The organism is Paraburkholderia ginsengiterrae (assembly GCF_001645125.1).
In the GTDB taxonomy this organism is placed as follows: domain Bacteria; phylum Pseudomonadota; class Gammaproteobacteria; order Burkholderiales; family Burkholderiaceae; genus Paraburkholderia; species Paraburkholderia ginsengiterrae.
Map to the genome: position 1 here is coordinate 55032 of NZ_LXKA01000011.1, position 21801 is coordinate 76832.

Annotated in this window: 19 protein-coding genes; 13 read left to right on the plus strand and 6 right to left on the minus strand. The window is 64.0% G+C overall.

Annotated features, from left to right (window positions below; genetic code table 11):
- The first annotated feature begins 32 nt into the window (after positions 1 to 32).
- The 5 genes from A6V37_RS00350 (at position 33) to A6V37_RS00370 (ending at position 5018) form a co-directional block, all read left to right on the plus strand.
- Positions 33 to 1346: a UxaA family hydrolase gene (locus A6V37_RS00350; RefSeq protein WP_064271102.1), complete on the plus strand. Its 1314-nt coding sequence runs from the start codon at positions 33 to 35 to the stop codon at positions 1344 to 1346.
- A 76-nt stretch (positions 1347 to 1422) separates the two neighbouring features.
- Positions 1423 to 2463 (plus strand): aldo/keto reductase, encoded by a 1041-nt coding sequence (locus A6V37_RS00355; RefSeq protein ID WP_064271293.1) that lies wholly within the window; start codon positions 1423 to 1425, stop codon positions 2461 to 2463.
- A 7-nt stretch (positions 2464 to 2470) separates the two neighbouring features.
- Positions 2471 to 3301, plus strand: coding sequence for an amidohydrolase family protein (locus tag A6V37_RS00360; protein WP_064271101.1), 831 nt, complete (start codon positions 2471 to 2473; stop codon positions 3299 to 3301).
- 79 nt (positions 3302 to 3380) lie between these two features.
- Positions 3381 to 4124, plus strand: coding sequence for an SDR family oxidoreductase (locus A6V37_RS00365; RefSeq protein ID WP_064271100.1), 744 nt, complete (start codon positions 3381 to 3383; stop codon positions 4122 to 4124).
- Positions 4125 to 4169: 45 nt separating this feature from the next.
- A complete protein-coding gene (locus A6V37_RS00370) occupies positions 4170 to 5018 on the plus strand; it encodes an ureidoglycolate lyase (protein WP_064271099.1) in 849 nt (282 codons plus the stop codon).
- 107 nt (positions 5019 to 5125) lie between these two features.
- Here A6V37_RS00370 and A6V37_RS00375 read toward each other — a convergent pair whose 3' ends face one another.
- Positions 5126 to 6478 (minus strand): pyridoxal phosphate-dependent decarboxylase family protein, encoded by a 1353-nt coding sequence (locus tag A6V37_RS00375; protein WP_064271098.1) that lies wholly within the window; start codon positions 6476 to 6478, stop codon positions 5126 to 5128.
- Between the two features lie 143 nt (positions 6479 to 6621).
- A complete protein-coding gene (locus A6V37_RS00380; RefSeq protein WP_064271097.1) occupies positions 6622 to 7059 on the minus strand; it encodes a PaaI family thioesterase in 438 nt (145 codons plus the stop codon).
- A gap of 259 nt (positions 7060 to 7318) precedes the next feature.
- On the opposite strand from A6V37_RS00380, the gene A6V37_RS00385 reads away from it, so the two are divergent.
- Positions 7319 to 8941: a methyl-accepting chemotaxis protein gene (locus tag A6V37_RS00385; RefSeq protein ID WP_064271096.1), complete on the plus strand. Its 1623-nt coding sequence runs from the start codon at positions 7319 to 7321 to the stop codon at positions 8939 to 8941.
- A gap of 111 nt (positions 8942 to 9052) precedes the next feature.
- Here the strand turns inward: A6V37_RS00385 and A6V37_RS00390 are convergent, their stop codons facing one another.
- Together A6V37_RS00390 and A6V37_RS00395 are read right to left on the minus strand one after the other, a co-directional pair.
- On the minus strand, positions 9053 to 9256 hold the full coding sequence (locus A6V37_RS00390; RefSeq protein ID WP_006047528.1) for a cold-shock protein: 204 nt from the start codon (positions 9254 to 9256) through the stop codon (positions 9053 to 9055).
- A 349-nt stretch (positions 9257 to 9605) separates the two neighbouring features.
- Entirely contained in the window at positions 9606 to 10715 is a 1110-nt protein-coding gene (locus A6V37_RS00395; protein WP_064271095.1) for an AGE family epimerase/isomerase, read from the minus strand.
- 325 nt (positions 10716 to 11040) lie between these two features.
- Here A6V37_RS00395 and A6V37_RS00400 point away from each other — a divergent pair, with 325 nt between their 5' ends.
- From A6V37_RS00400 to A6V37_RS00415, 5 genes are all read left to right on the plus strand, one after another.
- Positions 11041 to 12351, plus strand: coding sequence for a hypothetical protein (locus A6V37_RS00400; protein ID WP_064285647.1), 1311 nt, complete (start codon positions 11041 to 11043; stop codon positions 12349 to 12351).
- A 352-nt stretch (positions 12352 to 12703) separates the two neighbouring features.
- Entirely contained in the window at positions 12704 to 12862 is a 159-nt protein-coding gene (locus tag A6V37_RS41175; protein WP_165614481.1) for a hypothetical protein, read from the plus strand.
- Between the two features lie 430 nt (positions 12863 to 13292).
- A complete protein-coding gene (locus A6V37_RS00405; protein ID WP_064271093.1) occupies positions 13293 to 13595 on the plus strand; it encodes a hypothetical protein in 303 nt (100 codons plus the stop codon).
- A gap of 110 nt (positions 13596 to 13705) precedes the next feature.
- Positions 13706 to 14659, plus strand: coding sequence for a 3-hydroxyacyl-CoA dehydrogenase family protein (locus tag A6V37_RS00410; RefSeq protein ID WP_207547673.1), 954 nt, complete (start codon positions 13706 to 13708; stop codon positions 14657 to 14659).
- Between the two features lie 110 nt (positions 14660 to 14769).
- Positions 14770 to 15204, plus strand: a complete 435-nt coding sequence (locus tag A6V37_RS00415; protein WP_064271092.1) for a cupin domain-containing protein — start codon at positions 14770 to 14772, stop codon at positions 15202 to 15204.
- A 67-nt stretch (positions 15205 to 15271) separates the two neighbouring features.
- On the opposite strand, the gene A6V37_RS00420 is transcribed toward A6V37_RS00415, so the two are convergent.
- Positions 15272 to 16723, minus strand: coding sequence for a polyhydroxyalkanoate depolymerase (locus A6V37_RS00420; RefSeq protein WP_064285649.1), 1452 nt, complete (start codon positions 16721 to 16723; stop codon positions 15272 to 15274).
- Positions 16724 to 16943: 220 nt separating this feature from the next.
- On the opposite strand from A6V37_RS00420, the gene A6V37_RS00425 reads away from it, so the two are divergent.
- Positions 16944 to 17597, plus strand: a complete 654-nt coding sequence (locus A6V37_RS00425) for a glutathione S-transferase family protein (RefSeq protein WP_064271090.1) — start codon at positions 16944 to 16946, stop codon at positions 17595 to 17597.
- Between the two features lie 13 nt (positions 17598 to 17610).
- On the opposite strand, the gene A6V37_RS00430 is transcribed toward A6V37_RS00425, so the two are convergent.
- The gene (locus tag A6V37_RS00430) at positions 17611 to 19980 is read right to left on the minus strand and encodes a heavy metal translocating P-type ATPase (RefSeq protein ID WP_425262266.1); all 2370 of its coding nucleotides are present in this window, start codon (positions 19978 to 19980) and stop codon (positions 17611 to 17613) included.
- A gap of 401 nt (positions 19981 to 20381) precedes the next feature.
- Between A6V37_RS00430 and A6V37_RS00435 the strand changes: the two genes are divergently transcribed.
- Entirely contained in the window at positions 20382 to 21791 is a 1410-nt protein-coding gene (locus tag A6V37_RS00435) for a DUF1254 domain-containing protein (RefSeq protein ID WP_064285653.1), read from the plus strand.
- Positions 21792 to 21801 lie beyond the last annotated feature (10 nt).

Sequence of the window (21801 nt, forward strand, 5' to 3'; positions counted from 1 at the left end):
ACGACGTGGCCTTGCGCCGCGCTGGAACGATCATGACTGACATTTCCGTAGCATCTGCCGCTGTGCGGCCGCCCATGTTGCAAGGGTATTTGCGGCGCGACGGCCGCAAGGGCATCCGCAATGTGGTGGCGGTGGCGTATCTGGTCGAGTGCGCGCATCACGTGGCGCGCGAGATCGTCACGCAGTTTCGCGATCCGCTCGATGCGTTCGACGATCCTTCCGCCGAACGCGAGCCGCCCGTGCACCTGATCGGCTTTCCCGGCTGCTATCCGAACAGTTATGCCGAAAAGATGCTTGAACGGCTCACCACGCATCCGAATGTGGGCGCGGTGCTGTTCGTGTCGCTGGGTTGCGAGAGCATGAACAAGCACTATCTGGCGGACGTGGTGCGCGCGAGCGGCCGTCCCGTCGAAGTCCTCACGATCCAGGAAAAGGGCGGCACGCGCAGCACGATTCAATACGGCGTCGACTGGATTCGCGGGGTGCGTAAGCAACTCGCCGCGCAGCAAAAAGTGCCGATGGCGCTGAGCGAACTGGTGATCGGTACGATTTGCGGCGGCTCGGACGGCACCAGCGGCATCACGGCGAACCCGGCGGTGGGCCGCGCGTTCGATCACCTGATCGATGCAGGCGCGACGTGCATTTTCGAGGAAACCGGCGAACTGGTGGGCTGTGAGTTCCATATGAAGACCCGCGCGGCGCGTCCGGATCTGGGCGAGGAAATCGTCGCCTGTGTCGCCAAGGCGGCGCGTTATTACTCGATTCTCGGACACGGCAGTTTTGCGGTCGGCAACGCGGACGGCGGCCTTACCACGCAGGAAGAAAAATCGCTCGGTGCCTACGCCAAGAGCGGAGCATCGCCGATTGTCGGCATCATCAAACCAGGCGACATACCGCCAACCGGCGGTCTCTATCTGCTCGACGTGGTGCCGGACGGCGAGCCGCGCTTCGGCTTTCCCAACATCAGCGACAACGCGGAAATCGGCGAACTGATTGCGTGCGGCGCGCACGTGATTCTATTCACCACGGGACGCGGTTCGGTGGTCGGCTCGGCGATCTCGCCGGTGATCAAGGTGTGCGCAAATCCCGCCACCTATCGCAATCTGTCCGGCGACATGGATGTCGACGCAGGCCGCATTCTCGAAGGCCGTGGCACGCTCGATGAAGTGGGTCTTGAAGTGTTCGAGCAAACGGTGGCGGTGTCGTGCGGCGCGGCGTCGAAATCGGAAACTCTCGGTCACCAGGAGTTCATCCTGACCTACAAGACCTTCGAACCGGTTGGGCCAGCATGCTTGCCGTCGAGCGCTACGCCGCCGCAGCGGGTTGTCGCGATCGCGCCGCATTGAGCGGCACGCTGGGCAAATCTCGCCCATGCGTGCTAAAACACTATTCGACAGCAACAAATTGCATGGGACGCGTTCAATGACGGCAACGATCGGATCAAAGATCGGGCAGCGCCGCCGCATCGGCGGCAGCACTTTGCAGGTGAGCGGACTGGGACTCGGCACGGCGCCTTTGGGCGGCCTCTACCGCGATCTGTCCGATGAAGAAGCGCACGCCACCATCGACGCTGCGTGGGACGCCGGGGTGCGCTACTTCGACACCGCGCCGCATTACGGCAATACGAAGGCCGAGCATCGTCTGGGTAATGCCCTGCGCCGCTATCCGCGCAGCGACTATGTCTTGTCCACCAAGGTAGGGCGCCGGTTCGTGCCGCGCACCACACCTTTCGACGACAGGGAGGGTTGGCAAAACCCACTGCCGTTCCAGGCGATCTACGACTACACGCACGACGGCATTCTGCGTTCATTCGAAGACAGTCAGCAGCGCCTGGGCATCGTCGATATCGACATTCTGCTGGTGCACGATATTGGCCGTGTCACGCACGGCGACCAGCATCTCCATTACTGGCGGCAATTGACCGAAGGCGGCGGCTTTCGCGCGCTGGACACGCTGCGCTCATCGGGAGCGATCAAGGCCGTCGGACTCGGCGTCAACGAAGGCGCGGTCATACTCGACGCAATGGCCGAGTTCGATTTGGATTGCGCGTTGCTCGCGGGACGTTATACGCTGCTCGAACAGAGTACGCTCAACGACCTCTTGCCGGCATGCGAGAAGCGCAACGTCAGCATCCTGTTAGGCGGCGCGTTCAACTCGGGCATTCTGGCGCGCGGCGTCGGAGGCGATCTGAAATTCAACTATGGTGAAGCGCCGCGCGAAGTGATCGAGCGCGTCGCGCGGCTGGAGGCGGTGTGCCGTGACCACGGTGTGCCGCTCGCGGCCGCCGCCTTGCAGTTTCCGTATGCGCATCCGGCGGTCGCCACCGTGTTGACCGGCGCGCGCAGTGCCGACGAATTGCGCGAGAACGTCGCGTCGTTCGAGCAGCCGATCCCCGCGGACCTGTGGTCCGCGTTACGCAGTCAAGGCTTGCTCGACAGCCGCGCGCCCGTGCCAGCGGATTGATTGGACGATGCATATCGATGCCCACCAGCACTTTTGGGATCCCGCTCGCGGTGACTACGAGTGGCTCACACCGGAACTGAAGATCCTGTACCGGCCATTCGGCCCCGCGGATCTCAAACCGCTGCGCGAACGAGCGGGCATTGACCGTACGGTGGTGGTGCAGGCGGCGCCTACGCTCGACGAAACACGTTATCTGCTGGATCTCGCGCGGCATGAGCCGTCGATTGCGGGCGTGGTCGGCTGGGTGCCGCTCCTGCTGCCTACCGCGCCGGCCCTGATCGAAGCGCTCGCGCAGGAACCGAAATTCAAGGGCGTGCGGCCGATGCTGCAGGATCTGCCGGACGATACGTGGATTGCGAACGCTGATCTGGTCCCGGCAATCGAAGCGCTCATTGCGCACGATCTCGCGTTCGACGCGCTGATCTACGCACGCCACGTCGAGCCGCTCGAAACGTTCGCGGCACGTTTTCCTGCGCTGCGCATCGTGGTCGATCATGGCGCCAAGCCGCCGATCCGCTACGGCCGCACGGGGTATCAAAGCTGGGCCGAGGCGATCACGCGGCTGGCCAGGCTGCCACACGTGCACTGCAAGCTGTCGGGCCTGGCGACCGAGGCTTCGCCCGGCTGGACTGAAGAAACGCTGCAACCGTATGTCGAACATCTGCTGGCGTCGTTCGGTCCGGCGCGTTTGATGTGGGGCAGCGACTGGCCCGTGCTGGATCTGAACGGCGACTATCTGCTGTGGCACTCAGTGGCGAACACCTTGCTCGCGTCCTTGAGCGACGGCGAGCGCGAAGCGGTTTTCGGCAGCAACGCCGTGGCGTTCTATCGGCTTTGATGGCTGGACGAGACGTTTTGAAGGACATCCCCGTGAGGGACAGGCAGCACATGCAAAGCCCATTCAACTGGAGTCGTAGATGACACAAAGACTGGCCGGCAAGACGGCCCTGATCACGGCGGCAGGACAAGGTATCGGACTCGCCACCGCCGAACTCTTCGCACGCGAAGGCGCGCGTGTGATCGCCACGGATATCCGCATCGACGGGCTGGCCGGCAAACCGGTCGAGGCGCGCAAGCTCGACGTGCGCGACGGCGCGGCGATCAAGGCGCTGGCCGCCGAACTCGGCCCGGTCGACGCGCTGTTCAATTGCGCGGGCTTCGTGCACGCGGGCAACATTCTCGAATGCAGCGAGGAAGATTGGGACTTCGCGTTCGACCTGAACGTGAAGGCGATGTACCGTATGATCCGCGCGTTCCTGCCGGCGATGCTGGAGAAAGGCGGCGGCTCGATCATCAACATGTCGTCGGCGGCGTCGAGCGTGAAGGGCGTGCCGAACCGCTTTGCGTATAGCGCTTCCAAGGCCGCGGTGATCGGCTTGACCAAGTCGGTCGCTGCAGACTTCATCACACGTGGTGTACGCTGTAACGCGATTTGCCCGGGCACGGTGGCTTCGCCGTCGCTCGAACAGCGGATCGTCGCGCAGGCTCAGGCGCAGGGCGCGACGCTGGAAGCCGTGCAGGCGGCCTTCGTGGCGCGTCAGCCGATGGGCCGCATCGGCAAGCCGGAAGAGATCGCCGCGCTGGCGCTGTATCTCGCGTCCGACGAGTCGTCGTTCACCACGGGCCATGCCCATGTGATCGACGGCGGCTGGTCGAACTGACGCCAGCCGACTACGAACCGAATACCACTGAAAGGAAGTGTCAGGATGAAACTGCTTCGTTATGGGCCGAAAGGCCAGGAAAAGCCGGGCTTGCTCGACGCACAAGGCAAGATTCGTGATCTGTCGAACGTGGTCGCCGATATCGACGGCGCCGTGCTGAGCAGCGAGGGACTCGCCAAACTGCGCGCGCTCGATCCGGCTTCGCTGCCGCTGGTCGAAGGCAATCCGCGCATCGGACCGTGTGTCGGCAAGATCGGCAAGTTCATCTGCATTGGACTGAACTACGCCGATCACGCGGCGGAATCGAATCTGCCGGTGCCTACTGAGCCAGTCATCTTCAACAAGTGGACGAGCGCGATCTGCGGGCCGAACGACGGCGTGGAAATTCCGCGCGGCTCGAAGAAAACCGACTGGGAAGTCGAACTCGGCGTGGTGATTGGCAAACCCGCGAAATATGTCGACGAAGCCAACGCGCTCGATTACGTCGCCGGTTACTGCGTGATAAACGATGTGTCGGAACGCGAATGGCAGATTGAACGCGGCGGCACGTGGGACAAGGGCAAGGGCTTCGACACGTTCGGCCCGATTGGCCCGTGGATGGTCACGCGCGACGAAGTCGTCGATCCGCAGAATCTGAGCCTGTGGCTCGAAGTGGACGGCCATCGCTATCAGAACGGCAGCACGAAGACCATGGTGTTCGGCGTGGCAAAGCTGGTCTCGTACGTGTCGCAGTGCATGAGCCTGCAACCGGGCGACGTGATCTCGACTGGCACGCCGCCGGGTGTCGGCATGGGCGTGAAGCCGAATCCGGTGTACCTAAAGCCGGGCCAGACTATCCGGTTGGGTATCGAAGGTCTGGGTGAGCAAACGCAGAAGACGTATGCGGCGGAGTAACAACGCACGCGGCGTCGGTGCAATAACGCACTAGCCGAGTTGTTGCCGCATGAGGGAAGGCCGTTCCTGCATTCCGCAGATGAACGGCCTTTTTTTCGCCTCTCAGGTCAGGCGCGCTGCTCCGCGAGCAAACGCGCGAGCAGCGCCACCAATTGATCGACGTGCGTGTCTTCGGTGCGCCACGACGACACGCTGATACGAAACGCCGGCCTGCCCTGCCAGACCGTCTGCCCGAACCACGTTTCGCCCGACGCCTGCGCCGCCTCGCGAATCGCAACCGTCTGCGCGTCGGTTTTCGCCCGCACTAGCACCTGGTTCAGTACGACGCGATTCACTACCTCGAAGCCCGCAGCACGCAGACCATTGGCGATCCGCGACGCCTGCGCGCAATGCCGGTCGACCATCTCCCGCACACCGCTGCGGCCAAGCGAACGCAACGCTGCCCAGATGGGAATGCCGCGCGCACGGCGCGAGAACTCCAAATTCAGATTTTTTTGCGCATCGTGCGCCGCGCTCATGTACACCGCATCGCTGTTCATCGCCGACGCTAGCGCCTGCGCGTCCCGGCAGATCGCCATCGCGCCGTCGTAGGGCGTGTTGAGCCATTTGTGGCCGTCGGTGGTCCAACTGTCGGCACCGTCGATACCGTCGGTCAGCGCCCGTTTCGAGGATGCACGCGCCCACAGACCGAACGCGCCATCCACATGAACCCATGCGCCGGCTGCCTTGGCGCGCGGAATCAAATCCGTGAACGGATCGAACTCGCCCGTGTTCACTTCGCCGGCTTGCACGCAGAGAATCGTCATGTCGTCGAGCGGCGGCAAGCGCGCGGGATCGATTCGGCCATGTGCGTCCACGGGTGCCGCGACGACGCGTTTCATGCCGAACCCGAGCACCCGCAACGCCTTCTTCACCGTGATGTGGGCCATCTCGGAGATCACCACGCGCACCGGTGGCGCGCCGTCCAATCCATCGTTGTCGAAATCCCAGCCCTTGCGCGCGAGCAGCGCGCGCCGCGCGGCCGCAATGCAAACGAGCGTGCAGGCCGTCGCGCTGGTGCCGAAGCCGATCGCCGATTCGCGCGGCAGATCGAGTGCGTCGAGCACCCAGCGCGCCGCGATCTTTTCGAGCGTGGCAGCGACCGGCGAGTTGTCGAAGGTGGACGCGCACTGATCCCACGCGCCCATCAAGCGTTCGGCCGCGGCGGCAGCCGGCAATACGGCGCCGATCACGAAACCGTAATAGCGCGGATCATTCGAGGCCACCGTACCGGGCGTTCCGTGTTCGTCGAGCAGGCGCAACACGTCGGCGGGCGCGTGGCCGTGCTGCGGGAAGGCTTCGTCGAAAGCGGCGAGTTGGGCGAGGGCGGCGGCGTCCGGGAACACGCGGCGTTTGCCGATGCCGGCAAGGTAAGCGTGGGCGCGCCGGTCCGCGTCGGCGGCAAGAGTGAGTTCGTCCATGTGACTCCCTGGAGTATCGAGACAGTGACGGCGCAGTGTCGTGACGCGCGTCTGGCGATTGGCGAGGTCGCGGTCGAGTTTAACGAAATATGGCCCATCGCGTTCCAGGGTGACGCGATGGGCGCTGGTCAAGCGCGGGAGGATCAGCTCGTATGCTCGTGCTCGCCGCCGTTCTCGCCGATCCGGTTGACGGTGCCTTGCGCGACTGCGATCAGTTTTTCGCGGTTACCGTCCATCACATACACGTCGCACTGACAGGTCGCTTGATGCTGGCCCGCGTAGACGACCTTGGCGCGCGCGATCAGCATGCCGTGGACTGCCGGGCGCAGATAGTTGATCTTGTACTCCCCGGTCACGACCTTCGGCCCGAGCACGAGCGCGCCGGCGAACGTCAGCGCGTTGTCGGCGAGATAGCTGATGACGCCGCCATGCACGAAGCCGTGCTGCTGCCGCAGTTCATCGCGGATCTTCAGGCTCAGCGTGAGTTCGCTGCCGCTCGTGTGCATCAACTCTGCGCCCAATAGCATGCTGAACGGCTGGGCATGCAGTGCGCCGCGCGCCCGGTCGAGGAGGTCGGTCATTGTGATTCCTTCGGGCGTAGCCCGCAGTGGCAATCTGCACTGGCCTGCGTCGTGCAGTCCCTACCCACTCTAGGAAGCGCTCCCGCACCGCGTCAAGGTGAATCGGCAAATTGCGCGGCGCATTGTTGCGCCAAACGATTGCAATAGCGAAGTTGGCCGCTGAAAAGGGGGTGTAAGACGATCTTTGATGGAATGGGTCTTAAGCCGCACGCGCATATGCCGTTAACGCTGAGGTCGCTCCCGTTATTAGGTATTCACGATGTTCAGCAAGATCAAGGTCGCCTCCGGCCTGTTGTGTGTTTTGGCCGCGTTCTGCGTTTTCCAGCTCGTCACGGTGGGTTTGGGGTTCTGGTCGCTTACGCGCACACACGATGACGTGGGTGATCTGTCGAGCATCGCGTTGAAGCAGGTGGATGCGGTCAATGAAACGACCCAGCATTTGATGGACGCGCGCATCAACCTCTCGCGCGCTGGTACACGCATGGTGCGCGGCGGCGCCGAGCCGAGCGACATCGTGCAGCACGCCCGCGAGCAATTGACGGCCGCTGACGAGTCGTTCGCGGCCTTCATGAGTGCACCAAAGACGAACGACGAAAACAGTGCCCGTGCCGCCGCGCTCGCTGAGCGCTACAAGAAGCTGCACGACGCGCTGGGAGAACTGGTGCAGTATCTCGACTCGAACAATATCCAGGCGTTTCTCGACCAACCGACCCAGTCGTTCCAGGACGCGTACCTCGGCGAGTCGCACAATTTCGTGCTGTTCGGCAAGGCGGCGAGCCGTGCGTCGCTCGATTCGATCGATGCGCGCATGGTGACATTTCGCGCTGTCAGCATCGTGATCCTGCTGGCGCTGGTGGCCGGCACGGTCGGCGTGTACACGGCGCTGCGCCGTGGCGTGGTGGCGCCATTGGAGGAAGCCGGCCGGCACTTCGACCGCATCGCGCAAGGGCGCCTAGACGAGCCGATCGCCGCACGCGGCACCAATGAAATCGGCCGCCTGTTCTCAGGCCTCGCGAAGATGCAGGCAAGCGTAGCGCGCACGGTGCAGACGGTGCGCGAATCGGCCGATTCGATCCACCTCGGCGCCGATGAAATTGCCACCGGCAACGCCGATCTGTCGGCGCGTACGGAAAACCAGGCGGCGTCGCTCGAAGAGACCGCGTCGAGCATGGAGGAGCTGACGGCCACGGTCCGCCAGAACGCCGATCACGCCCGCGCAGCCAATGCGCTTGCCGAGACCGCGCTCGAGGCGACCTCGCGCGGCAGTGAAGTGGTCAACGAGGTGGTCGACAAGATGCGCGGCATCGCGCAGAGCTCGGACAAGATCGCCGAGATCATTTCGGTGATCGACGGGATCGCGTTCCAGACCAATATTCTCGCGTTGAACGCGGCCGTCGAAGCGGCGCGCGCGGGCGAGCAGGGGCGCGGTTTTGCGGTAGTGGCAGGCGAGGTGCGCGGTCTTGCCCAGCGCAGCGCGCAGTCGGCGAAGGAAATCAAAACGTTGATCAGCGAATCGGTCGCCGAAATTCAGGGCGGCTCGGCGCTGGTCGAACATGCCGGTGAAGCGATGAGCAACGTGTCCGCTTCGATTTCGCGGGTCACGCAGATGATGGCGGAAATCAGCGCCTCGTCGCTCGAGCAGAGCACGGGCATCGAACAGGTGAACCAGGCGGTGGTGCAGATGGATGAGATGACGCAGCAGAATGCGGCGCTCGTCGAGCAGGCCGCGGCAGCGGCGGCTTCACTGCATCAGCAGACGCAGCAATTGAAGCAGGCAGTTTCCGTGTTCGAAATTTCGGAATCTGTATTACGCACGCAACATTTCGACGGAGCACATGAGCAGCCGGCGGATTTCGCGTTGCCGGGGATGCGCGCGATCTGACCGGCGCAGATGCTCAGCAAGAAACATCAGACAAAGAAAATGGCCCGCTTTCGCGGGCCATTTTGCATTAGACGCAAACGCCTAAATGTGCCTCAAGATACCTGTTGGTACTTAGGCCGGCGTGATGTTCGCAGCTTGCTTGCCCTTCGGGCCTTGCTTAACTTCGAACGACACCTTCTGGTTTTCCTGCAGGGACTTGAAGCCGCTGCCTTGAACTTCCGAAAAGTGTGCGAACAGGTCTTCGCCGCCGTCGTCCGGCGTGATGAAGCCAAAGCCCTTTGCATCGTTAAACCACTTCACAGTACCTGTTGCCATTTTTAATCCAGTAAATGTTGTGTGTTGCGTTCGCGCCCGCTATTTCTCAACACGAGATTGAAGCGCGAAGTACGATTTGTATCACGTCTTTAAGATGGACGCCAACCAACCCGTATTCGGGTATTCCCCGCTTCGGCCGTTTTTGAAGCCTGGAAAGCGATTGAAAAAGTGCCCGCGGGGCTAGGATAAATTGCTTCTATTACATTTCCAGGAAAAGTATTGATCTTGCATATTTAAGATCAATTTGCTTTGCTCTGGAGTTGTACGGCACGCAATTTACCGATATTGGAGTCTAAATCACCTCTTACTGCTCGCTTCCGGAAGGCGCCTCCGGCCCGTTCTGCCTCATTCAGGCCGGCAAGGCCGCATAGGCCGTGGCGAGGTGGTAGGGCGTGGTCGACGGCATGTCGGCGCGCGCCACTTCTCCCGTTTGCGTCTTGCATTCGAACCAGCCTTGCGGGCGCAGGAAGCGTTGCTGGAACCGCTCAATTTGCCGCGGCAGCGCGGCAAGTGCCTCTGGTTCGTCGTGGCTGGCCAGCGCGCGCAGATATTCGGTCTGGGCCCAGATCCGCTGGATGGCGTCCTTGATCCGGCCGGTTTCATCGAGCGAGGCGCACACGCCGCCGGTTTCCCGGTCCACGCCATGCTGTTGCGCGAAGCGGAACGCACGGGGCAGGGCTTCGGCGAGTCCCGAGCCCTCGAACACGGCGTCCGCCTGCTTGACCAGCCAGAACCATTCGAACTGGTGTCCGGGTTCCAGGCGGTTATCGTCCGTGCCGATTGGCAATTCGGCGATGCAACCCGTAGGTTCATGCACGAAGTGACGTGCAACTGCGTCGGCCAGACGCCGCAACGCGGCGTCGAAGGTTTTGTCACGCGTGACTTCGCGGGCAGCCAGCCAGGCTTCGGTCAGGTGCATCAGCGGATTCTGGATCGGCGTACCCGTGACGCTGGCGAAGTCCGCGCTCAGTGCGGCGTTGAACAGATCGCCGTCGGCGGCGAAGCGCGACTGAATCAGTTCCGACGTGCTGTGCACGACGTCCAGCGCGGCGCGATTACCGGAGCGCCGGCCGTACTCCGCGCAGGCAAACACGACGAATGCGTGCGTGTATAGGTCTTTGGTGGTGTCGAGCGGCGCGCCTTGCGCATCCACGCTATAAAACCACCCGCCGTGGCGCGCGTCCTGAAAGGTATGCACCAACGAGTCGAACAGCACCTGCGCATGGGCTGCGTCGCCTGCTTGCGAGAACACGAACAACTGCCGCGCGCAGGCCATTGCCCGGTAGCGTTCGGCGGGGAGCGGCTGCTGGTCCTCGCCACCGAGCGCTTCGTAGGGCAGTTTCAGGGCGGTGTTGAAACCCGGTCCGCGCCACATGGGCAGCACCGCGCCGGCGAAGTGATCGCGCAGCGTGCTGGCGAGTGCGATCGTCGAAGTGGCGGAAGGGGGCGTGCTCTGCATAGTCAAATTGGTCAAACAAGGTAAGTCGGCGCATCCACGGACTTTGTCGATGTCCGTCGCGCGAGTTGCGGCGTGGGGCCTGGCCGAGCGCCCTGCTGGGCGGCGTGCGGCCTAGCATAATGCAAACGGGTTCCGATGATACTCCGGCGCGGATCGCGGCCGTCTCTGCCGGCGGTTTTGCCGATGCGTTCAAAAACGGAAAATCCTCGGCGAATGGCTTCGGCGGGGGCGTGCGGCCATGCGACAATGCGGTCTCGAAAAATTCCAATGGCATTGACGAGCGGTGCTCGGCGCCCGCTTCCCGGCGACGACCGCTTTTTTATCTATGGCAGATTCCGTAGCATCCACGCAGTCCCGGCCTCCGCGCGCCGCTTCAAAGAAGCGGCGTCAGGCCACCGTCTCGACCGAAACTGAAAACAAGCTGGCGCGCGCCGCGCGTTCGGCACAACGCCTTGCCCAACTGAGCGGTGCGTCCCGCGACGACAGCACGCTCGACCTGTTCCCCGACGATCCCACCCGCGCCACGCTGGAAGCGATGAACATCGACATCCGGCAAGGCACGTTGCACGGATTCGAATTACCCGATGTGGTGCTGGCAGCGGTCGGCGCGATCGACGCCGGCGACGGCGCGTCACTGGATTCGCGCGCTGCGCGCCGCGCGCCCCGCGCTGCGAAGTCCGACGAGCCGGTGCCGGTCAACGCCCAACTGAGCGGGCTCGAAATCGAGCCGGTGGTGGCGGCTTCATCGGCTGGCGAGCTGGCTTTGGGTGACACGAAGCAGGCGGCGACCGCGGAAGAGAAGGCGGCGGCATCGACGCCGGTCACGTCGGCCATGGCGGCCGCAACCGTCGCACGCAGCGTGACCGCGCTGCGTCAGTCGGCGGAATCGGGTGCTGCGACGAGCGACGCAGCGGGTCAATCGACCTCACGTGACGGCAATGCGCCGCAACGCGCCTCCGCGACTTCAGCGGAGGCGGCCTCGGCTTCGCGGGACACGGCGGAAGCCGCAGCCGAACCCGTCAGCGTGGCGGAAGAGCGGATATCGGCGGAATCGGACGCTACGCCTGCCGAGCCAAAGCCGGGCGCGGAGACACCTACGACTCAAGCAGCCTCCGCAGCGCAGGCCGGCACCGCGTTTGCCGCGCCATGGCGGGAAGCGCAACGAGCCGAAGCGGCCGCGGCTGCGCTGCGCGCCGCGCCGGAACTCGATCGGGCGAGGGCAACCGCGTTCGCCGATACCGTCGACGCGCTATATGGGGTGATCGCCGATCAGCGCCGCGCCGCGACCGACCATTCGCGCCGCATGAAATGGATGCTGTCGATCGTGGTGGGCGCCTTGCTGATGACGGTCGCCATCGGCATTACGCAAACGCTGCTGCTGATGCGCCTGACGCGCGAGACCACGGCTCAGCAGCGCCGCATCGAACAGATGATGCAGAACCAGCAAGCGGCGATGGCCAGTTTGCTCGACACCCACATGGCGATGGCGAACGCGGCGGCCGCGAATGCCGCTTCCGATGCGGTGGCAGCAGCAGCGCCCGCTGCGTCTCAGCCAGCCGCCGCGGCCCCGGCGCATGCAAAGCGCGCCGCGCGAGCGCAGCACTCGCATAAGCCGAAAGTGGTCAATCCGCACTGATAGCAGGCAAGCGCCGCACCTGCTGTGAACCGGCTGCGGCGCTCCGCCAGGTCACGTGGCGCCTGACGCCGCCGTGACCAATCCCCGCAGAAGCGTGGCAAGCACAAAGCCCACGCGCAGCAAAAGCCGATGTCGACCGCGCGGCAACAGACAGGAGCTGACGGCTCCTTGCGACCCCAAGTTTAAAAAAACAGGGACGTTGTCATGATGCAACGCACCATGTCTGCCAAAGCCTGTGACAACACACCACACTCGAAAAATGCTGCATCGCACTAGCTTTTGCCTAGGGAAAACCCTATAATTCATCTTAAGGGAAAACCCTAGCTAATGCAGTAATCAACCGGGAGTCGCCATGAGCTTCATTTTTGCTTTGTTCCAAAAGGTCAGCGACCTCTTTGCGTCGCCCCATCTGCCGCTGGATGCGGACTACTCGTACGAAGCGCGTAGCCGCGAAGCGGACCGTATGCGCCGTGCGCAAGCAACGTTGTTCGGCATCAAGCTGAGCGACTAATAACGAGGTCGTACCGGCCTGAGCGCGGAATACCGCGCATGGCCGCGCACTTCGGGTGCGCATTGCATCATTAAAGCCACTGTTTTAAAGCCACTGTTCGCGAAATGCGTACCGTGGCTTTTGTCTTTTTGACGCCTGGTCGGCTCGCAATTCGCCTTACCGAATATTTCCCGCCCGAAATGGATGTAACGGCGCCTCACACCCTGCCCTGGCGCCATAGGGTCGAACCACTGCGCATAGCGTTGCAGCGGACGCAGAGCGCTAAATCGCGCACCGATAATCTGTCCCCAAGTCTGAAATGTGCGCTTACAAGTGCTCACGTCTTCACGCGGTTTGCGCCGCTAAAGTTGGTCTCAAGCGTACGGCGTCTGGTGCGAGTCGAATCCAGCACGGACGCCGGCTCGAGATAACACTTTGACGGGAGGTCGCTATGAAAACCTTTAACAAGATATCGCGTTCGATCATCGCGACTCTGCTGGCGGGCGGCGCGTTGCTCGCGGGCGGCGGCGCTTTTGCTCAGGAACGCGGAGGTGTCGAATATGGTCCGGGGCCGGCGGTTTACGGTCAGCCGCACATGAGGCCGGTGGATGTCCACGTGAATATCGGCTGGCACGGCGACCGCTACTACGACGGTCACCGCTACTGGGAGCATGACGAGTGGATGCGCCATCATCCGCGCGACTACGATCCGCATCACCACGACGACCATCGTCCGCCGCCCCCGCGCTACTAATCCGCGCGACATATGCGCCGCACATCGCGGCGCGAAGTCCACAAAGCCGGTCCCTCCTCACGGAGGACCGGCTTTGTCACGTTCGGTCTTGCGAAACGGCGTGCTGCGCTATGCTTGAAAGCTTTTATCGACGGCAGCAGGAGAGCGGCGTGAACAAGGCAGTGACAGGCGTGGTGGGCACGGGGTTGATGGGTGTCGGCATAGCAACGCAGAGCGCGCTGCACGGACACAGGACGATCGTTCACGACGTCGATCCCGCGCGTCTCGCGAGCGTCGCGCCGAAAGCGGCCGCGGTGCTCGACGAACTGATCGACGCCGGCCGCATCGACCAGGCGGCCAAGCAGGCAGCGCTGGCGCGTATCGAAACCCATGCGCGGCTCGACGTCATGGCGTCGGCGCAATTCGTGATCGAGGCCATTCCGGAGGTGCTCGAGCTGAAGCGTCGCCTGTATGGCGCGCTGACCGAACTGCTGGCCGATGACGCGATCCTCGCGAGCAACACCAGCGGCTTTACGCCCGATCAACTGGCCGCGCCATTGCGCGCGAAAGAGCGCTTTGTGATCGCGCATTTCTGGAATCCGCCTCACATGATTCCGCTGGTCGAAGTCGTGCCGGGCACGGCGACGGCGCCGGAAGTGACTCAGCAGACCGCCGCGCTGATGAGCGCAATCGGCATGGAGCCGGTGGTGCTGACGAAGGCTATTCCCGGTTTCGTCGGCAACCGGCTGCAGTTCGCGGTGTTGCGCGAGGCGCTGAATATCGTCCGCTCCGGGGCGGCGACGCCGGACGTGGTCGATCGGGTGATGAAGGCGTCGCTCGGGCGCCGCTGGGGGATCGTCGGGCCGCTCGAAGGCGCCGACATGGGCGGACTCGACACGTTCCTCGACATCTCCGCCCATCTGATGCCGGAACTGGCCAAGGACGAAGACGTGCTCGATCTCTTGCGTGAGCAGGTCGAGGCAGGACGGGTCGGTGTGCGCAGCGGCGCGGGCTTCTATGAGTGGGACGAGGCGCATCTCGCGCAGGTGAAGGAAGGGCGCAAACGCGTGATTAGCCGCGGCTAGCGGAAGTTCTCGCCCGCGGTGGCATAACGGCAGACTGGCTCGCTTGATGCTTGCAAACGACGCTCCAACGCGTCGTTTTTCATTGGCGGTCACTCTCCAGGAGCGCGATCATGTCCACCGAATTTGCCACGCAGTTCAGCCATGTTCGTCCGCAAGACACGTCTTACGTGGATCAAGGCTTACGCGACTTTTTTCTGTACCGCGATCTGGGCATCGCGCAGGCGACTGGCGGCAAGGTACTCGCGCAACTCGTCAAGGCGCATCACGCACCAGAGCAAGGCACCGGCTGGCACCGTCATGAGGCCGATTTCCATATTGTGATCATGCTGAAGGGCTGGGCGCGCTTCATGTACGGCGACAAGGAGACGCTCGTCGCGGCCGGCGATTGCGTGCACCAGGCGCCGGGCATCGTTCACTACCTGTTCGATTACTCGGAAGACATGGAGTACATCGAAATCGTCGCGCCGGCCGATTTCAAATCGATCGAAGTCGAGGGACCGTGCGAGGTGCCGGCCGTTACGCCGTGGAAGAGTGCCACGGTGTAGCGAGAGCGGAGCGGCAGCCCGGGGTAGCGCGAACGCCACGCAAACGGCCGCTCGTTGAATCAAGCGCTCATTGCGTTGCCGGCGGCCGCTTGCGGGCAGCACGGGAAGCTTGCGGCGTGGCGACGGCAGCGTCGGTCTTTGATCCATTCGCTCCGGTCTTCGCCGCCACCGCTGCCACTTCCACGTCGACCACCGCCGCAGCGGCCGGTGCGGCCGCCGTAACCTCGACGGCCGTGGCCGCGGGCACCGGGCGGATCGCGCCCGCCCGTGAACTCACGACCACGGCACGCGGCTCGTTGTCGTAAATCACGGCCCGCACGCGCGGATAAATTTGCCGCTCCCAGCGGTGTCCGTTGAACACGCCGTAGTGTCCGACACCGGTTTGCACATGATGCGTCTTCAGATACGGCCGCAGCTTGTCGCACATGTCCTGCGCGGCGAGCGTCTGACCGACCGCGCAGATATCGTCTTTTTCGCCCTCGACCGTGAGCAGCGCGGTGCGGCGAATTTTCGACGGCTCGACGAGCCGCCCCTGCACTTCGAGGGTGTGCAACGGCAGTGCGTGCCGCTGAAAAACCGTGTCGACAGTTTCCAGGTAGAAGTCGGCTGTCAGGTCCATCGTCGCGAAGTATTCTTCATAGAACGCGCGAATCGTTTCGGCCTTCGCCGGGTCGCCTTTGGCGCGCTCGTGATACATCGTCTCGAACGATTCCAGATGACGCTCGAGGTTCATCGACATGAACGCGCTCAACTGCACGAAGCCCGGATAGACGCGCCGGTGCGAGCCGGCGAAGCCGAACGGCACTGCGCTGATCAGATTCTGCTCGAACCATTCGATCGGTTTGCTCATGGCGAGCTCGTTGACGCGCGTGGGGTTGATGCGCGTGTCGAGTGGGCCGGCCATCAGCGTCATGCTCGCGGGCTGCGCGGGATGGTCGTCGGCGGCCATCAGCGCGACCGCGGCCAGCGCGGCGACGATCGGTTGGCACACGGCCAGAAGATGGGCGCCGGGCCCGATCGTCTCGGTGAAGTCGATCACATGCTGAACAAATTCGTCGAAACCGAAGCGTCCGTAGCTCAAGGGCACATCGCGCGGGTTGTGCCAGTCGGTAATGTAGACGTCATGTTCGGCCAGCATGGTGCGCACGGTGCCGCGCAACAGCGTCGCGAAGTGGCCCGACATCGGTGCGATGACCAGCACGCGCGGTTGCGGAGTCGAAGGCTGGGTGTCCTTACGGAAATGCAACAGCGAACAGAACGGCGTATGCGCCACGACTTCCTCGGCGATCGCCACGGACTGGCCTTCTGTCACCACGCTGTCGATGCCGAACGGCGGCCGCACGGGCGTGAGGCCGGCCAGCATCAACAGTTCGCAGGCCGCGCGCATCGAGCGCCCACGCGATGTTTCGCCGAACTCAGCCCAGGCGTCGAGCGAATGATTCACCAGCGCCGCACCGTGCCGCATCGGCAGCATCATGTCGGCGAAAGCCTGGTAGGAGGAGTATGCGAACAGGTTCATAACCTTCGCACGAATGCTTGAAAATGAAGGAGCCCGAACAGAGGCAAGTCACATGCCAATCATAACTGCCCACGGTCCCGCCCGTATGTGCGGATTGGCACATGACTTGCGCGGGTCCTGGGAGCGGGCCGGAATTGCCACCCTTTGGTGCGTGCATGCACGACAACGTGCACGCGCGGTATCCGGTGTCGGCTGAGTACCTCATCTGGAGGAGAACTGTATGGCGAATACCACGCTTACTATCAGCAGCAAGAACTACTCCTCATGGTCGTTGCGCGGCTGGCTGCTGACCCGGTTCAGCGGTTTGCCTTTCGAGGAAATCGTGATGCCGATCGACGATCCCGCGGCGCGCGCCGAACTGTTGCTGCTGTCGCCGTCGATTCTGGTGCCGTGCCTCTTTCACGACGGCATCAAGATCTGGGACACGCTCGCGATTGCGGAGTATCTGAACGAATTGAAACCGGACGCGGCTCTGCTGCCGAAAGACCCGCACGCCCGAGCGCATTGCCGCTCGATTTGCGGCGAGATGCATTCAGGTTTCAGTTCGTTGCGCTCGGCTTTGCCGATGAACCTCAAGGCCCATTTTCCGGGTTTCAAGGTGTGGGCGCGGGCTCAGTCGGATATCGACCGGATCGTGACGATCTGGGGCGAGTGCCTGCAGCAGTACGGCGGCCCGTTTCTGTTTGGCGAGCGTACCGCGGCGGACGCGATGTACGCGCCCGTGGTGACGCGTTTCGTGACCTACGACGTCAAACTGGATCCGGAGATTGTCGAATACGGACAGCGCATCATGGCAATGCCCGAGATGCAGGAGTGGATCGCCGATGCGCAGCAGGAAGTGGAGGAGATCGACGAGCTGGATGTGGAGTTTTGACGCATCCGTCTGGTTAGCGCCCCGAACGATCCTGCGCGCCTCGCCAGGTGCGCAGCAGCAGCGCGTTGGTGACGACGCTGACGCTCGAAAATGCCATGGCCGCGCCGGCGAGCATCGGGTTCAGCAGGCCAAAGCCGGCGAGAGGAATGCCGATCAGGTTGTAGACGAACGCCCAGAACAGGTTCTGCTGGATCTTGCGCCAGGTCCTGCGCGAAATGTCGATGGCGTCGGCCACGAGCGCCGGGTCGCCACGCATCAGCGTGATGCCGGCTGCGTGCATGGCGACGTCGGTGCCTGTCGCCATGGCGATGCCGATGTCGGCGGCGGCCAGCGCCGGAGCGTCGTTGATGCCGTCGCCCGCCATCGCCACGATGCCGGCGCTGCGGATTTTCAGATCGTGGATCACGCGCGCCTTTTCGTCGGGCAGGACTTCGGCGTGGAATTCGTCGATGCCGAGCGCCTTGGCGACGCTCGCCGCGCTGCCCCGGTTGTCGCCGGTGACGAGCACGCTTTTCACGCCCATTTGCGCGAGCCGTTCGACGGCCGCGCGTGCGGTCGGTTTGACCGTGTCGCCGAAAGCGATCAGAGCGAGCGCCGTGGTCGCGTGCGAATCGCGTTGCATGAGCCAGGAGACGGTGTTGCCGGCGGCTTCGAGCTCCTGCGCACGCGCCGCGAGCTCCGGCGGCAGTTCGACGCCGAGTTCGTTGAGCCAGCGTGTGCTGCCTAACGCCAGCGTGCGTCCGTCGACGTCTGCTTCGACGCCGCGGCCCGCCACCGCGCGGGCCGCGCTCGCATGACGGACAGGCGCAACGACTTCGCCGCTGCTCGCCGACGCGCTGTTTGCCGCGCTATCGACGCCGCCGGCTACCGGCGAGCGGCTCGGCGCCGCTGCTTCATACGCCTTGACCACCGCCCGCGCCAACGGATGATCGCTGTGACGCTGCACGACGGCGGCCAACTCCAGCGCGTCGTCGCGGCCGATGCCGCCAATCGGTTCGAACGCCGTCATCGACGGCTGACCGAGCGTCAGCGTACCGGTCTTGTCGAAGGCGACAATCGTGACCCGGTGCGCCGTTTCTAGCGCCTCGGCATCCTTGATCAGCACGCCGTGCCGCGCGGCAACACCGGTGCCAGCCATGATGGCGGCCGGTGTCGCCAGTCCGAGCGCGCAAGGACACGCTATCACCAGCACTGCGACCGCGTTCAGGATCGCAGTTTCGCCGCCCGCGCCGGCAATCAGCCAGCCCACCAGCGTCAGTGCCGCGATCGCCAGAATCGCCGGCACGAAGATTTCGCTAACCCGGTCGACCAGGCGCTGGATCGGCGCCTTCTCGGCCTGCGCGCTTTCCACGAGGCGAATGATTCGCGCGAGCGTGGTTTCCGCGCCGATCGCCGTGGTGGTCACGGCAATCGCGCCTTCGCCGTTGATCGAGCCGGCAGTGACCGCATTGGCCACCTGTTTCGGCACAGGGAGACTTTCACCGGTGATCAGCGATTCGTCGATATGTGTGCGGCCTTCGAGCACCGCGCCGTCGACCGGCACGCGCTCGCCGGGGCGCACGATCACCACCGTGCCGACTCGCACCTGCGCCAGCGGCACCTCGCGCTCGCCGGCGCCGACGCGGATTCGCGCGCGATCGGGGCGTAGCGCGTTGAGCGCGCGGATGGCGTCGGTCGTCTGGCGTTTGGCGCGCGCTTCGAGCCACTTGCCGAAGCGCACCAGCGTAATGACTACCGCCGACGCTTCAAAGTACAGATGCATCACGTCGCCCGGATGGGTTGCCAGTTCATAGACACTGATGCCGTACGCCGCCGAGGTGCCGAGCGCCACCAGCAAGTCCATGTTGCCGGCGCCGGCCCGCACGGCGCGATACGCCGCGCGATAGAAGCGCGCGCCGAACGCGAACTGCACGATCGAGGCGAGTCCGAGTTGCAGCCAGGGCGGGAGCATCGCGTGCAAGCCGAACCATTCACCCACCATCGGTGCGACGAGCGGCAGTGTCAGTACGGCGGAGGCGAGCACCGCCGCCAGTTCCCGGCGGGTCTGGTTGCGCTTGCGGCCACTGGAGTCCGCTGGGTTGGCATCGTCGGCCACGGCCGCTGCCGGAGCGTCCGGCGGCGCGATCAACGTCGCTTCGTAGCCCGCCTTCTTGACCGCGGCGATCAGCGTGTCCGCGGTGGTGTCGGCACCGGTCAGATCGACAGTGGCCGTTTCAGTGGCCAGATTCACCGACGCGCCCGCGACGCCAGGCACCTTCGCCAGCGCTTTTTCGACGCGCATCGCACACGAGGCGCAAGTCATGCCGCCGATGTCGAGTTCGGCCTTATGGGTGTGCTGGGCAACAAGGTCCGTGGGGCGCAGAGGGTTAGCAAGTTCGGTCATGGTAGGCAAGGCTCGTGGCGGCATCCGGCCGCGTCATGAACCCAGTATTGACCTTGCCATAATGGGAAGGTCAAGAACGGATTGCACGGGAGGCCTTAACCTGGCCACGTCACCTCGATCGCGATCCCGGCAATCGCCTAAGCACGGTTGCAATGCAATTGGCGGGAGCGCCACGGCAGACGTCAAAAAGAGTCAACCGTACCGCAAATGAACTGCTCGTGCGCACGATCCGGCGCTATTCCTGAAATGCGCTTGCCTGGTGAGCAAGGATACGATACAACCCGGTGTTGTCGGCATTGCGAACCGCAGCCTGGCTGTATTGTTGCTTGGGGGGCCACCCAGGCAGGTTTCGCCGCGCACCGGCGCCTCCCTTAGGACCGCACGTTCCGCCACCTGAACGAATGATAAAAAATCGCCGAGAACTGTTTTCGATTCACTGGACCTGCGCATCGCTCGCAGGCCTCGCATTTCTGGCCGGTTGCGCGTCGACGCCGAGCTCGACGCAGAAGTCCACCGGCTGGATCAAGGACGAAGTCGCTGACTCGTACGTATTCGGCTATCCGCTGGTTCTGATGGGTGTTGCGCGCGACGCGGCGGTCGGTACCGATCCGGGGCAGGCGCCGCTCAATACGCTGCGCCATGCGCAGGCGGCGCCGCCGGTCGGCGCGTCCAATCCGCTTCAGCCGAGCCTCGACACGCTGGATTCGACCGGCTGGCTGGACGTCGGCAGCGAGCCGGTGATCGTTTCTCTGCCCGACTCGCATGGCCGCTACGTCGACGCTCGTGTGCTCGACATGTGGACCAACGTGGTGTGGTCGACCGGTTCGCAGTTCGCCACTCATGCGGCGGGCATCAAGGCGCAGACCATCGCCTTCGTGGGCCCGGGCTGGCAGGGCGATCTGCCCAAGGGCGTGAAGCGCGTCGACGTGCCGACCCGCAACGCGTGGGTGAGCGTGCGGATTCAGTCGAACGGCACGCGCGACCTGACGGCGGTCCGCAAGTTGCAGCGCGCGATTCGTGTCGCGCCGCTGAGCGCCTACGCAGGCGACACCCGCTCGGTGTCGATTACGCCGCCGCGCAGCAATGCGGCCGTTCCCGCTTCCGGCACGGCGGCCGCCCAGGTCGCGGCGCTCGACGCGAACGGCTTCTTCAGCCGGCTCGCACAGGCTTTGCCCGACAATCCGCCGACACCGGCGGATCCGCATGCGCTCAAATTCCTCTCGGACCTCGGCGTGGCGCCCGTCGAGCCGGTCAAGCTGCCGAACGCGCCTGAGGCCATCGCGGCCGGTCTCGCTGACGGTCATGAGCGCGTCGTCACGCCGCCGTCGAATCTGCTGAACGGCAACGGCTGGAGCTGGTTCGGCGACGGCGTGGGTGCCTACGGTCCCGACTACGCGCTGCGCGCTTATGCCGCTTATGCGCAACCGGGCATTGGCACGAAAGACGACGAAGTGCGCGCGGTCGTGACTCAGGACAGCGACGGTCACGCGCTCAACGGCGCCAACCGCTACGTGATCCATTTCGCGCCGAACCAGTTGCCGCCGGTGCGCGGCTTCTGGTCGATCACCGCCTACACCAAGGAAGGCGCATTGGGTGAAAGCGCGCCGGCGCGCGTGGCTGTCGGCGATCGCAACGCCGCGCGCCGCAATCGCGACGGCTCGCTCGACGTGGTGGTGTCGTCCGCGCGCAGCAAGAACGGCAACTGGCTGCCGGCGCCGCGCGCCGATATGCAACTGGTGCTGCGCTTGTACGCACCAAAGCCGCAAGCCACCGACGGCAGCTGGCAACCACCGGCGGTAGTGCGCCAGTGATCCATGGCCG

Excerpts from the sequence above, each read along its gene's own strand:
- A6V37_RS00350 (WP_064271102.1), top strand. The coding sequence starts at position 33 with ATGACTGACATTTCCGTAGCATCTGCCGCTGTGCGGCCGCCCATGTTG.
- A6V37_RS00355 (WP_064271293.1), top strand. The coding sequence starts at position 1,423 with ATGACGGCAACGATCGGATCAAAGATCGGGCAGCGCCGCCGCATCGGC.
- A6V37_RS00360 (WP_064271101.1), top strand. The coding sequence starts at position 2,471 with ATGCATATCGATGCCCACCAGCACTTTTGGGATCCCGCTCGCGGTGAC.
- A6V37_RS00365 (WP_064271100.1), top strand. The coding sequence starts at position 3,381 with ATGACACAAAGACTGGCCGGCAAGACGGCCCTGATCACGGCGGCAGGA.
- A6V37_RS00370 (WP_064271099.1), top strand. The coding sequence starts at position 4,170 with ATGAAACTGCTTCGTTATGGGCCGAAAGGCCAGGAAAAGCCGGGCTTG.
- A6V37_RS00375 (WP_064271098.1), bottom strand. The coding sequence starts at position 6,478 with ATGGACGAACTCACTCTTGCCGCCGACGCGGACCGGCGCGCCCACGCT.
- A6V37_RS00380 (WP_064271097.1), bottom strand. The coding sequence starts at position 7,059 with ATGACCGACCTCCTCGACCGGGCGCGCGGCGCACTGCATGCCCAGCCG.
- A6V37_RS00385 (WP_064271096.1), top strand. The coding sequence starts at position 7,319 with ATGTTCAGCAAGATCAAGGTCGCCTCCGGCCTGTTGTGTGTTTTGGCC.
- A6V37_RS00390 (WP_006047528.1), bottom strand. The coding sequence starts at position 9,256 with ATGGCAACAGGTACTGTGAAGTGGTTTAACGATGCAAAGGGCTTTGGC.
- A6V37_RS00395 (WP_064271095.1), bottom strand. The coding sequence starts at position 10,715 with ATGCAGAGCACGCCCCCTTCCGCCACTTCGACGATCGCACTCGCCAGC.
- A6V37_RS00400 (WP_064285647.1), top strand. The coding sequence starts at position 11,041 with ATGGCAGATTCCGTAGCATCCACGCAGTCCCGGCCTCCGCGCGCCGCT.
- A6V37_RS41175 (WP_165614481.1), top strand. The coding sequence starts at position 12,704 with ATGAGCTTCATTTTTGCTTTGTTCCAAAAGGTCAGCGACCTCTTTGCG.
- A6V37_RS00405 (WP_064271093.1), top strand. The coding sequence starts at position 13,293 with ATGAAAACCTTTAACAAGATATCGCGTTCGATCATCGCGACTCTGCTG.
- A6V37_RS00410 (WP_207547673.1), top strand. The coding sequence starts at position 13,706 with ATGCTTGAAAGCTTTTATCGACGGCAGCAGGAGAGCGGCGTGAACAAG.
- A6V37_RS00415 (WP_064271092.1), top strand. The coding sequence starts at position 14,770 with ATGTCCACCGAATTTGCCACGCAGTTCAGCCATGTTCGTCCGCAAGAC.
- A6V37_RS00420 (WP_064285649.1), bottom strand. The coding sequence starts at position 16,723 with ATGAACCTGTTCGCATACTCCTCCTACCAGGCTTTCGCCGACATGATG.
- A6V37_RS00425 (WP_064271090.1), top strand. The coding sequence starts at position 16,944 with ATGGCGAATACCACGCTTACTATCAGCAGCAAGAACTACTCCTCATGG.
- A6V37_RS00430 (WP_425262266.1), bottom strand. The coding sequence starts at position 19,980 with ATGACCGAACTTGCTAACCCTCTGCGCCCCACGGACCTTGTTGCCCAG.
- A6V37_RS00435 (WP_064285653.1), top strand. The coding sequence starts at position 20,382 with ATGATAAAAAATCGCCGAGAACTGTTTTCGATTCACTGGACCTGCGCA.